This is a genomic window from Candidatus Pelagibacter sp. PS_44 (genome assembly GCF_059417735.1).
The window spans coordinates 383631-395914 of the sequence record NZ_CM182063.1 but is presented as its reverse complement, the minus strand read 5'-3'; the positions used below and the strand labels follow the sequence as shown (position 1 = coordinate 395914).

Sequence of the window (12284 nt, the reverse complement as noted above, 5' to 3'; positions counted from 1 at the left end):
TTTTTCTCCTGTTTTAGTGCTTCGACATATGTCAGGCGCACAATTTAGTTAAATGCCCTTCTTAATTTATTTACGCTTTGTCTCCATATTCAGTCATATGTTTTGGAATTCTTTTATTTTTTCCATACATAAAATGATTTTCCATGTTCTCTCGATATTTACTTGCTGGAACAGTTAAACCAATAGATTCAGCAACTTCCCTAATCAACATTGGGTTTGCTCCACAACATACTCCAAGGTAATTAATGCCTAGGGCATAAGCATCTTTTGCAAATTTACCTATTTCATATCTATTACAAAAGTGTGGGTCCAATGCTGTTGGAAACGTTCTTCCATGAGGTGATGGACACTGACAATTACTTCGATCTGGTAGATTAAAAAATGTTGGGTAATCTTCACTGGTTCTATAAGGAATAGGTAAAGCTCCAACATGACATTTAACTGCTTTTCTAATTTCTTTTAAAAAAGGAAACATGGTAGCAGGTCCTCTAAAACAATTTAAACCAACAACATCAGCCCCTAATTGCTCTAGCTCTTTACAGGTATCAACAACTGATTTTCCATCTCTCATTTTATTTTCACCCATTGGAGATATGGTTAATACAGTTGGTAAACCTGTTTTTTTCATTATCTCTAAAGCTTTAAAAGCTTCTTCAGCATAATAAAAAGTTTCACCAATTAACATATCAGCACCTTCTTCAACGGCCCAACCAATCATTTCTGTAAACATTCCTTCAACTTCTTTTTGAGATTGTGGATCATTATGTTTCCAGATATTTGAATTTGAAATATTACCTGCCATCAAATTTGGTTTTGATCCTTTAGGAGTATCTAGTGCTACTTTTTTAGCAATTTTTAATGCTGAACGATTTAGTGGTTCAAGAAGTTCTTCTTTACCAATAACACGCATTTTTTCTCTATGGCCATTATAAGTAAAGGCCTCAACTACATCAGATCCTGCGTGTTGAAATTCTCTATGTAAATTTTCTAAAACTTCAGGATGATCTAATGACACCATTGGAACAAATTCCCCTGATGACATATAGCCACGTCTTTCTATCTCAAATAAAAAACCTTCTGCGCATATAACAGGTCCTTTATCTAATCTTTCTTTTAATTTATTTGTGCTCATTTTTTTTCCTCTTGTTTTGGAGAAAAAAGGTCACAAAATAATCAGAGGTTATATTCATAGGCCTCTTTTCTCCTTTTTAGTGCTTAAGCAAATGCAGGGCGCACAATATGGTTCAACTGCCCGGCTTAATTTTATGAAAGATAAAAAAAAACCACCTGTCTAAAGCGGTGGTTGAAGCGTCGCTTTAGCAGGATTTATAACGCGCTCTGCAATTTAACTTAACTCAGCGCAATCACATATAATCAACTTTCTCTCAAACTGTCAATTGAAAAAATAAATAATAGTTAAAATTATGAGAATAATGACAATCCAAATACTAAGATTAGTTAAAAACTGCTTTAATTTAGAATTAGATTGTAGAAAAGCTGGGAGTACTAATAAGAGTATCCCTAGCATATAAACAAAGGGTAATATCTGATCTGCCATTTATATCGATGATAGCTTCATCTTTTTGGAATACTTTTTCTGAGGTGAATTTTTTATAACTGCTTGAGCACAACGCATGACCCCTCTTTTTTTATCAAAAGTCATTTTGGGTTCACCATACAATTTCCATCCGTTGGATATGGCCACCGTTACACGATGGCAAAATTCTGAAGTGTCGTCACTTGTAATAAATCTATAACCTTTCATAATCAGACCTTAACAAGTCCTAAATCATGTGTCTATGTTCAGTTTATTATTATTATTTTAAGTCTTTACGCTTCTACAGTCATTACTAATTTAATGAATAGCCAGCTGATCTTACGGTTCTAATTAATTCTTTAAATCCATCAATATTAATACTTTGTCTAAGTCTTCTTATATGAACATCAACTGTTCTTGTTTCAACATTGATATTATCAGACCAAACATTCTCTAGAATTTGATCTCTTGAGTAAACACGTTTAGGGTTTTTAATAAAAAAATTGATTAAATCATATTCCTTGGGTCCCAAATGAATTTCTTTGTTTTTTCTAAAAACACGTCGTGTTAATCTATCCACCTTAAGGTCTTCGAATTCAACAATATCAGAAACTAATGAGGGCTTAGATCTTCGAAGTAGCGCTTTTATTCTTGCAAGTAATTCTGGGAAACTAAATGGTTTGGTGACGTAATCATCTGCACCAGAGTTTAACCCTTTAATCTTATCTTCATCCTCACCCTTAGCAGTAAGCATTATGATTGGAATTTCTTTAAATTTTTTTTCTTTTTTTAAAATTTTACAAATTTCTACGCCAGAAAAATCAGGTAACATCCAGTCTAATAAAATAAGATCTGGAAATAATTTTTTAATATCTTCAATACCCTCATTGCCATTGTCTGATGATGAAACTTTATAACCTTCTTTTTCAAGGTTATATTTAACTAAAGTGATAATGGGTTGTTCGTCTTCTACAATATGAATGCTAACGCTCATTAGTTTGGATCAAAATCTTTACCTTTAGGTCTTGCTCCTTCAATATGTTCTCCCTCGATTAGATAAAATAAAGCTTCAGCGATATTAGTAATATGATCTCCTGCTCTTTCAATATTTTTAGTCACAAACAATAAGTGTGTTGCTAGATCTAAATTTTTTTTATCTTTGCTTAAGAAATTTGCAACTTCATTCATTGCGATATGTGTTAAATCATCTACTCTCTCATCTGATTTCCAAATTTTAACAGCAGCTTCTTTTGACTGGTTAAGATAAGCATCCAAAACATCTTTCAATTGTCTTTGAACTAACTCCCCTAATCTTTTTAAACTGGCAATTAACTCTTCTGGAAGATCGCGTGGTAAAGGTTTGATCTTTTTAGCAACACTTTTTGCTAAATCACCAATACGTTCAAGATCACTTGAAATTTTTAAAGTTGAAATAGTTAATCTTAAATCAATTGCCATCGGGGCTCTTTTAACGAGTACTGTTACAATCTGCTCTTCAATAGTTGCTCTTAACTCATTAATTTTTTCATCATTTTTAATAATGTTTTCAGCAGCTTCTTTATCAACTTTGATGATGGCCTCCATTGAATCTGTCAACTGAGCTTCAACTAAGCTACCCATTTTAATTAAGTTATCATTTAAACTTTGTAATTCATCCTCGTAGGATTTAACAATATGTGTAATATCTGACATGATTAACCAAACCTCCCTGTAATATAATCCTGGGTCATTTTATTTCCAGGGTTTTTAAATATTTTTTCTGTTGTATCCACTTCAATTATTTTTCCTAAATGGAAAAAGCCAGTTCTTTGAGAAACTCTTACAGCTTGGGACATTGAATGAGTAACAATGACTATTGTATAACTTTTTTTAAGTTCATCAATTAATTCTTCAATTTTAGCAGTGGCAATAGGGTCTAGTGCCGAACACGGTTCATCCATTAAAATAACTTGAGGATTTACTGATATGGCTCTTGCAATACATAATCTTTGCTGCTGACCTCCAGATAAACCTGTGCCTGCTTCATTTAACCTGTCTTTAACTTCGTTCCATAAAGCTGCTTTTTTTAAACTATTCTCAACAATTTCATCCATATCTGTTTTATTTTCTGCTAAACCATGAATGGTTGGTCCATAAGAAATATTATCATAAATACTTTTTGGAAAAGGATTGGGTTTTTGAAAAACCATACCAATTTTCTCTCGAAGCCCTACAACATCCAGATTTTTGTCAATGATCTCTTCATCATCTATTGTAATTGATCCTTCAACTTTACAAATATCAATAACATCATTCATTCTGTTTATGCATCTTATGAAGGTTGATTTTCCACATCCAGAAGGACCGATTAAAGCTGTAACTTCTTTGTCATAGATATCCAAATCTACATCAAAGAGTGCTTGTTTTTCTCCATAATGCACATTTAAATTACTGCTTTTAATTTTTATTTTATTATTTTTCATTACCACTTCCTTTCAAATTTTTGTCGTAAGTAAACTGCTATAAAATTTAATGTAATTAAAAAACTTAAAAGAACCATAATAGTTGCTGATGTTTTTTCTACAAACCCTCTTTCTGCTTGTTCAGACCATAAATAAACCTGTACTGGCAACGAAGCTGATGGATCCGTTGGAATAGATGGAATATCGACCACAAAAGCAACCATGCCAATCAATATTAAGGGCGCTGTTTCCCCAAGCGCTTGGGCCAAACCAATAATAGTTCCTGACAAAGTGCCTGGAATTGCTAAAGGCAGAACATGATGCGTAACTGATTGAACTTTAGATGCGCCAATTGCAAGTGCTCCTTCTCTAATTGAAGGAGGTACTGCTTTTAAGGAAGCTCTACATGGAATAATAATTCTTGGTAAAGTCATTAAGGCTAAAGTAATTCCTGCAACTAATGGAGTTGATCTTGGTAGATGAAAGGTCCCAAGCAAAATACCCAAACCTAATAATCCAAATACAATGGAAGGTACTGCTGCTAAATTATTTATATTAATTTCTATAAAATCAGTAATTTTATTTTTAGGAGCAAATTCCTCTAAATAAACTGAAGCTGCAATAGCGATTGGAAAAGATAATAATAAAGTAATTACAATGGTAAAAAATGAACCCACTAAGGCTCCACCAATTCCTGCAAGTTCAGGGTTTCTTGAATCTCCTTTAGTAAACAAATATGAGTTAAATATTTTATTAACTTTTCCTTCATTAACTAATTCGTCATAAAGATTTAATTGAAAATTATTAATCCGTCTTTGCTCTTCTGGAAGTTCTCTAGGGTAATTACCTTTATGCAATTGATCAAAATCATCTGATGCAGTTAGTTTTAATACAGTGGTTTGATTTAAAGCTTTTGGATTATCAAGTAAAAAGTTTCTTATTTCATATTCATAATCAGGACTAAATAAATTAATTAATAACTTTTCTTCGGTTAAACCATTAACTTTTTTTACTTTAAGAATACTATCAATTGCTAGTTCATAGTAATCTGTATTTTCTAAATCTTCGAGTGTAGGCGATTCACTTAATTCTAAAGTATCAGCATCAAAATTTACCTCAACATCTATAGTTGTTTTTAAAAATGCGCCACTGCCTTTTGAAAAGATAGCATTTAATAAAAAGATTACAAAAAAAATTGCTAGTAAAATAGAAGTTAATCCATAGAGCTTAAATCTTTTTTCAGCATTATGTCGTTTTTTTAATCGTTGCTCTTTATTCATATTTTTCTCTATATTTTTTAACAAATCTTAAGGCTATGTAGTTTAAAATTAATGTTGCAAAGAAAAGTGTTAAGCCCAATGCAAAAGCAGATTGTGTTTTTGGACTATCGAACTCCTGATCGCCAATTAATAACATTACAATTTGAGTGGTGATGGTAGTGGTAGACTCAAGTGGATTAATGGTTAGATTTGCGGCTAAACCAGCAGCCATTACCACAATCATTGTTTCACCAATGGCTCTTGATACAGCTAATAACACCGAGCCCACAATCCCTGGTAATGCAGCAGGAATTACAACATTTTTAATAGTTTCTGATTTGGTTGCTCCAATTGCATAAGATCCATCTCTTAAAGATTGAGGGACTGCATTAATCACGTCATCAGATAATGAAGACACATAAGGAATAATCATAACTCCCATTACCAATCCTGCAGCAAGAGCACTTTCAGAAGATACCTCTAAGTTTAACTTTTCACCTAATTCTCTAAAAAAGGGGCCAACAGTAAGCGCTGCAAAAAAGCCATATACAACTGTTGGAATTCCAGCCAGGATTTCAATAATTGGTTTAGAATATTTTCTAACTTTAGAACTTGCGTACTCTGCCATATAAATTCCAGAAAATAATCCAATAGGAACAGCTACAAGCATTGCAATCAGAGCTATAAATGCTGTACCAGCAAATAAAGGAACAGAACCAAAAGCACCTTTTAAATTTTCATATTCTAAAGCTGTAATTGCTGAGGCATCACTAACGAAAGCTCTTTGAGGACTCCAATTCATTCCAAACAAAAAATCAAAAATATTAATTGCTGAAAAAAATTTTAAACTTTCAAATAAAAGAGAGAAAATAATTCCCATTGTTGTTAATATAGCAACTAGAGAACATACAAAAAGTAATCCTGTTAAAATTTTTTCAACATCATGTCTTGCTTTATTATTTTTTGAAATTCTAAAAATCCCATATGAGATAGCAGCAATAAAAGTTGATAATAATAAAACAATTTTAGAATTTTGAGCAATTGTTTGTAAATTTTCATAATTCTTAACACCTATTTTAATTTCTTCAGTTAAGGTTCCTGAAAAATTACCCTCATAAAGTGATCTAATTTTTTGATAAAGTAAATTAAGTTGGTCCCCCGAATAATTTAAATCGTTTTGAATTAAAGTTTGTGAGATCAAATATTTAATAATCGCTGGTTCAAATATAGACCAAAATAATAATATAATTAATGCTGGTAACGCGCACCATAAAGCTAGATAATAACCATAATAATTTGGTAGAGCGTTAATCTTTATAGATTGTGTTGATGTAATTTTTCTAATTCTAGAGCGACCATATAAAAATGATAGATAGCTAAATATTGTAACTAATAATAAAATTATAATATTCATGAGCTTATGTATTACAGTTTTAATGTTACAGATTTGTTACAATTTTAAACTACAAATTGTACTAATAAAAAAGGCCAGAAGTTTATTCTGGCCTTGATTGTGTTTGAGGAATTTAAATTACTTGATGCTAATAGTGTTTAATTCGACCGCTGCAGTTCTTACAACATCATATTTTGCTTTAGCTAAAGGTACTAAACCGATCTCAGCTAAGTAACCTCTTGGTCCCATTGCTTTTTTTGACGTAAAATCTTTAATAAATGCGTCAATTCCAGGAACTACTCCAATATGTGCTTTTTTTACATAAAAGAATAAAGGTCTAGCTATTGGATATGAGTAATCTTGAATACCTTCAAGACTAGGTTTAACTCCTTCTATAGCTGCAGCTTTCACCTTGTCTTTATTGCCAACTAAATAGCTATAACCAAAAAAGCCGTATGCGTCAGGATTTGATGCTAGTTTTTGAACAATTAGAGTATCGTTTTCACCTGCTTCTACTGCATAACCGTCTTCACGGATTTTAGTACATTCGCTACTAGCTTTGTCACCAAAAAGTGCTTTTGCCTCTTTAGAACAACCTTTGCTCATTACTAAAGAATTCCATGCATCTCTTGTACCTGATGTTGGTGGGGCAATAAGAATTTCTATCTTTTTAGAAGGAAGTGATGGATCAATGTCGCTCCATTGTTTATATGGATTAGCAACCAATTTACCATCTACATCTACTTCATTTGCTAGTGCTCTCCAAAGTTGTTCTTTAGTAAAATTTGAATCTGGAGAATCTACTGCGTGAGCTAAAGAAATACCGTCATTTCCTACAATAATTTCTATAATTTCAGTTACACCATTTTTTTCACATAATGCTTTTTCTTTAGATTTTATAGCTCTTGATGCATTAGTAATATCTGGGTGATCAGTGCCAACACCAGCACAAAATAATTTCATACCCCCACCCGTTCCAGTGCTTTCAATTACGGGCGTTTTAAATTTTCCTGTTTTACCAAAATTTTCAGCAACAACAGTTGCATATGGGTAAACAGTTGATGACCCCACTATCCGGATTTGATCTCTTGCTTGAACATTTGACGCAAATAGCATCACCGTCAAGATTGATAAAATAATTTTAACATTTTTCATTTTTATTTTTCCTTTGTTTATTTATATTTAATTCTTATAAAATTTCTTTGTTTCAATTTTATTACAAGTTTATGAAACTTTTATGACAAAGAATATTTTATTATCTTCTAAAATTTTATACTTTTGGAAATTCAATGGTAAATTCAGTACCTTTTCCTTCAGTACTGATAATATCCATAGTTGCACGGTGTTGATTTACTATATGTTTAACAATAGCCAAACCTAAACCAGTACCCCCTGCATCTTTGCTTCTTGCAGGATCTACTCTGAAAAAACGCTCAGTGATTCGGGATAAATATTTTTTAGGAATTCCAACCCCTTGGTCTTTAATAGAAAACAAAATAGTGTCCATTTTCTTAACCAAGGAAATTTTAATGACAGTATCACTATCGCTATACTTGCAAGCATTATCAATTAAATTAGTAAAAATTTCTATTAATCTATTTCTATCTCCAGAAATTTTATAAGTATCATCTGTAATATTGTTTTCTATTTTTATCTTTTTTTTCTTAACAAGCTCTGAATTCAATTTAATCACGTGAGTTATTATTTCTTTTAAATCTAACTCAGTGGTGGGTCTAATATGTTCTTGTAATTCGATTTTTGACAATGAAAGTAAATCATTAATCAAATTTTCCATACGCTCCGTTTGTTGCATCATAATGGGTAAAAATTTCTTTTGCATTTCAAAATCATTTGAAGCATGACCATCATTTATTGTCTCTAATCCTAACTTAATTGACTGTAAGGGTGTTCTTAACTCATGAGAAACATTAGCAACAAAATCTGATTTAAATTGTTGTGTCTTATATATTTCAGTTAAATCTTTTAAAAATATTATTACAGAATGTTCATCTTCAGATTCATTTAAAGACTCAGGGATAATATTTACATTATAGAATTGAAAAATAGGAAGTTTAATTTCCACATCTAAAACTTGTGAACTTTTATCCTGAATTGCAAGATCAATACTTTCTAATAAATTAGCATCTCTTAAAATTAATGAAATATTTTTACCAATAATATCATTACCAAATCTAGCAACAGCGCTTTTATTTGCAAAAAAAACATTTTTAAATTTATCAAGGATAATTACTTGATCCATCATCTCATCAAGAAATATCATTTTTTGATCTTTTATTTTAATATCAGAGCTCATAATTTTAAAACCAGAGGTAGTATTATAACTCTTAAAATAAATTTGTAATTAATAATTAATTATATAGAAAGTTTTAATGACTCTTACACTGTTTTATACAATCGTCGGCTTTGCTTTAGCGGGGTACAGTGTTATTGCAAATGACTCAATTCAAACATTGGGAACTTTTATCGCGTCAAAACAAAAATGGTTTAAATGGTACACTCTTGCTAGTGCAGCATCATTTGTAATGATACTTGCTATTACTTGGGGCTGGTACAGTAATGATGGAGATATCTCTTACGGCAGACTAACAAGAATACCTTTCCAAGAAATACAATGGTATCACGCAGTGGCACCAGGAATACTTCTTGTATTAACAAGAGTTGGAATACCTGTTTCAACAACCTTCTTAGTTTTATCAGCTTTTGCATCAACAGTAGTACTTGAAAAGATGCTTATGAAAAGTGTTGTCGGCTATGGTCTTGCTGCAGCTGCTGCTTATATTTGCTGGATCGTTATCTCTAAATTTATTAATGAAAAATTAGATGAAGTTAATTACAAATGGATTTCCTTTTGGCGTAACTCTGTTTGGATAACTTCAGGCTGGTTATGGTGGGTTTGGTTATCTCATGATGTAGCAAACATTGCTGTATACCTTCCAAGACAATTAGATGTTGCTCTTTTATTAGTTGTTCTGGGTTACTTTACAGCACTACTTTTTTATATCTTCTACATTCATGGAGGGGCTATTCAAAAGGTTGTCTTAGAGAAAACTGGAACAAGATATGCAAGATCAGCAACTATAATCAATATTATTTATGCAGCTGTACTTTACTACTTTAAAGAGCTTAATGATTTACCCATGTCAACAACTTGGGTATTTGTTGGTCTATTATGTGGAAGAGAGTTAGCAATCGCATCAATGAATAAAGACTATAAGTTCAAATATGTGTTTCCACTAATTGGTAAAGACTTTCTTAAAATGATATTCGGATTAAGTGTGTCAGTTGGAATTGTACTTGCAATTCACTACATCATAATTCCAAATAATTGGTTTTAAGTATTAATTATTTAAGCTTAAACCTTGAGCACAAAAACTTAAAGATCAAATAGTTAAATTTACCAAGACCATAGAAATTAGGTGCAGGTTTTTTAGTCTTTAATTTTTTAGCTTTTTTCTTCTTCATAGCCAATATGGTTTTGTGTTTCGTTTGAATGTTTCAGGTTATAACAATCTGTGCAAAGTAAGATCACCTCTGGTCCTGAGCTTACTTGTGTTAAGATGGCTGTATCATCTCCACACTCACTGCACCCTGATAAACGTTTCTTCATTTATGTTTATTACGGGTAATTTGATTAATTCTATCAATATAATTTTTTATCTCAGGTTTATCTTGAGCTTTATTATCTTGTTTAGGGTTTTTCTTTCTTTGGTAATAATAATAAATAGGCATAACAACAGATAAGGCAACAATAATAATTGCTAATATGATTTCAGATGTTGTAACCATTTAATATTTAATGACAGGCTTGATTGAATTTTTTAAGTCTCCAATAATTATAAGGCCAGGGTGTTAAAAATCCCACAGTTAACATAATAGGTACCACCCACCAAGTTAGCATCGCTCCACCAGTTAAAAAATAATCTGTAGCGTTCATAGAAATTTCCATACTAACCATTGAGATGAAACTCATTCCACAGGCAGTCTTTAAAGCATTAATTAATTTAAAATTTTGTCTCATTAAAATAAAAGTTTCAAGCATAATGCTGGTTAATAAACCATTTATGATTGCTAAAGTCATAATGCCCAATACTGGAAAAGGAATTTTACTTAATTGAAAAAATAGTATGGTTCCAAAGTCACCAATTGCACAGCCGATAACACACCACATCGTATTCTTAGCACTTTTTCTCCACGTGTGTTTACACGACCAATGAAATGTGTCTGTTGCCATTTAATTTATTTACTTAAATTTATTTGATGTTTGTAATAATCATCTGGCCAAAAACTTTTAATGTAGGCTAAAACTGAATCTATATCTTTGTCATTTAATTTATCTCCAAAGGCACCCATTTTTCCTTCATAGTCACTAATTATTCCAACTAAACCATATTTAATAATTTTATGTAATGTCTCATCATCATGGTGCCAAGTGTGACCTGTACCATTTAAAGGCGGCGCTTTTCTATGGCCGTCTTCATCAACACCCTTCCAATTTTCAGCACCTGACAAATTAACTTGATGACAGCTTACACAATTATTTTGGTAGGCAATTTTACCTCTAGCAATCATTAATTGAGAATCTCTTGTGATTGGATAATGATTATCAGAATAAGAAATGCTACTTAATGATATAAGTAGAGTTGAAATTAGAAGTATTTTTTTCATAACTTATAAATTTATATATTAAAAATTGTTAGATTAATCTTATATTTTTTTAAGATTGATTGATTATAGTCCTTAATAATGAACAATTTTTTCTTATTTATTGTCACACTTTTTTGCTGGTCCCCTACTTGGTATGTCATCAAGTTTCAATTAGGTTACGTTGATCCATTAGTATCGGTGTTTTATAGATTTTTGATAGCTGCAATAGTTATTTTTGTTTATCTAATTTATAAGAAGAAAAATCTTAAATTTTCTTTAAATCAGCATCTTTGGTTTTTACTCTTTGGTGTTTGTCTCTACTCACTAAACTATGTTTTCTTTTATCTATCAAACACTTATTTAATAAGCGCATTTCCAGCAGTTGTCTTTTCAACGGTAGTTATTATGAATATTTTAGGAGAAGGCTTTTATTTTAAAAAGAAACCTTCTTTAAAAACTTTACTTGGAGCAACTATTGGGATGATTGGAATTATAATCATTTTCAATGATGAGATTTTCAATTTCAGCTTTGCTAATGGAACCCATGTTGGATTATTTTTAGCCTTACTTGGTACATTTTCTGCATCAACAGGAAATATGATTCATCAGAGAAACTTAAATAATAACTTTTCATTAATACCAACACTTGCGTATTCAATGCTTTATGGATCATTAGTTACTCTATTAATCACTCAGATAAAAGGTACTGAATTATTATTTGAATATAGCTTCAGTTATATCGCGTCCCTTGCTTATCTATCAATAATTGGCTCGATATTTGCTTTTATTTTTTATCTAAGATTATTAGAAAAAGTTGGAGCAGGACGAGCAGGTTATGTAGGAGTTGTTATGCCTGTACTTGCTTTATTAATCTCAACAATATTTGAAAACTTAGAATGGCAGCAAGATTTAATAATAGGCTTACCTATTTTAATAATTGGTGCAGTACTTGTTATTAATCAGAAAATTAAACCAATAAAATAATTTTT

Annotated in this window: 15 protein-coding genes and 2 riboswitches; of the genes, 2 read left to right on the top strand and 13 right to left on the bottom strand. The window is 31.2% G+C overall.

The window, feature by feature from the left end:
• Positions 1-2: 2 nt before the first annotated feature.
• A riboswitch (SAM riboswitch) is annotated at positions 3-67 on the bottom strand.
• Between the two features lie 3 nt (positions 68-70).
• From AC5SLO_RS02125 to AC5SLO_RS02085, 9 genes are all read right to left on the bottom strand, one after another.
• Entirely contained in the window at positions 71-1132 is a 1062-nt protein-coding gene (locus tag AC5SLO_RS02125) for a homocysteine S-methyltransferase family protein (RefSeq protein ID WP_494573552.1), read from the bottom strand.
• A gap of 66 nt (positions 1133-1198) precedes the next feature.
• Positions 1199-1263: riboswitch (SAM riboswitch) on the bottom strand.
• 295 nt (positions 1264-1558) lie between these two features.
• On the bottom strand, positions 1559-1765 hold the full coding sequence (locus AC5SLO_RS02120; RefSeq protein ID WP_494573551.1) for a DUF1737 domain-containing protein: 207 nt from the start codon (positions 1763-1765) through the stop codon (positions 1559-1561).
• Between the two features lie 85 nt (positions 1766-1850).
• On the bottom strand, positions 1851-2531 hold the full coding sequence (gene phoB / locus AC5SLO_RS02115) for a phosphate regulon transcriptional regulator PhoB (protein WP_494573550.1): 681 nt from the start codon (positions 2529-2531) through the stop codon (positions 1851-1853).
• The gene (gene phoU, locus AC5SLO_RS02110) at positions 2531-3229 is read right to left on the bottom strand and encodes a phosphate signaling complex protein PhoU (protein WP_011282192.1); all 699 of its coding nucleotides are present in this window, start codon (positions 3227-3229) and stop codon (positions 2531-2533) included. The genes phoB and phoU overlap by 1 nt, the downstream gene beginning before the upstream one ends.
• Before the next feature lie 2 nt (positions 3230-3231).
• On the bottom strand, positions 3232-3999 hold the full coding sequence (gene pstB / locus AC5SLO_RS02105) for a phosphate ABC transporter ATP-binding protein PstB (protein ID WP_020169518.1): 768 nt from the start codon (positions 3997-3999) through the stop codon (positions 3232-3234).
• Complete coding sequence (pstA, locus tag AC5SLO_RS02100; RefSeq protein WP_494573549.1) at positions 3999-5258, bottom strand: phosphate ABC transporter permease PstA; 1260 nt, start codon at positions 5256-5258, stop codon at positions 3999-4001. Before pstA ends, pstB begins: the two co-directional genes overlap by 1 nt.
• Positions 5251-6651, bottom strand: coding sequence for a phosphate ABC transporter permease subunit PstC (gene pstC, locus AC5SLO_RS02095; protein WP_011282195.1), 1401 nt, complete (start codon positions 6649-6651; stop codon positions 5251-5253). The genes pstA and pstC overlap by 8 nt, the downstream gene beginning before the upstream one ends.
• A 117-nt stretch (positions 6652-6768) precedes the next feature.
• Positions 6769-7785 (bottom strand): substrate-binding domain-containing protein, encoded by a 1017-nt coding sequence (locus AC5SLO_RS02090; protein ID WP_011282196.1) that lies wholly within the window; start codon positions 7783-7785, stop codon positions 6769-6771.
• A gap of 115 nt (positions 7786-7900) precedes the next feature.
• Entirely contained in the window at positions 7901-8944 is a 1044-nt protein-coding gene (locus AC5SLO_RS02085; protein WP_020169521.1) for an ATP-binding protein, read from the bottom strand.
• A gap of 76 nt (positions 8945-9020) precedes the next feature.
• On the opposite strand from AC5SLO_RS02085, the gene AC5SLO_RS02080 reads away from it, so the two are divergent.
• A complete protein-coding gene (locus AC5SLO_RS02080) occupies positions 9021-9986 on the top strand; it encodes a hypothetical protein (RefSeq protein WP_494573548.1) in 966 nt (321 codons plus the stop codon).
• 107 nt (positions 9987-10093) lie between these two features.
• Here the strand turns inward: AC5SLO_RS02080 and AC5SLO_RS02075 are convergent, their stop codons facing one another.
• The 4 genes from AC5SLO_RS02075 to AC5SLO_RS02060 are packed head-to-tail and all read right to left on the bottom strand — an operon-like array spanning position 10094 to position 11316.
• Positions 10094-10258 carry a hypothetical protein gene (locus AC5SLO_RS02075; RefSeq protein ID WP_006996709.1) on the bottom strand — a complete coding sequence of 55 codons (165 nt, stop codon included), beginning with the start codon at positions 10256-10258 and terminating at the stop codon, positions 10094-10096.
• Positions 10255-10437: a hypothetical protein gene (locus tag AC5SLO_RS02070; RefSeq protein ID WP_018414243.1), complete on the bottom strand. Its 183-nt coding sequence runs from the start codon at positions 10435-10437 to the stop codon at positions 10255-10257. Before AC5SLO_RS02070 ends, AC5SLO_RS02075 begins: the two co-directional genes overlap by 4 nt.
• Before the next feature lie 7 nt (positions 10438-10444).
• On the bottom strand, positions 10445-10882 hold the full coding sequence (locus AC5SLO_RS02065) for a DUF4396 domain-containing protein (protein WP_080515804.1): 438 nt from the start codon (positions 10880-10882) through the stop codon (positions 10445-10447).
• Positions 10883-10887: 5 nt separating this feature from the next.
• Positions 10888-11316: a c-type cytochrome gene (locus tag AC5SLO_RS02060; RefSeq protein ID WP_011282201.1), complete on the bottom strand. Its 429-nt coding sequence runs from the start codon at positions 11314-11316 to the stop codon at positions 10888-10890.
• A 78-nt stretch (positions 11317-11394) separates the two neighbouring features.
• Here AC5SLO_RS02060 and AC5SLO_RS02055 point away from each other — a divergent pair, with 78 nt between their 5' ends.
• Positions 11395-12279, top strand: coding sequence for a DMT family transporter (locus AC5SLO_RS02055; protein WP_494573547.1), 885 nt, complete (start codon positions 11395-11397; stop codon positions 12277-12279).
• Positions 12280-12284: the final 5 nt, after the last annotated feature.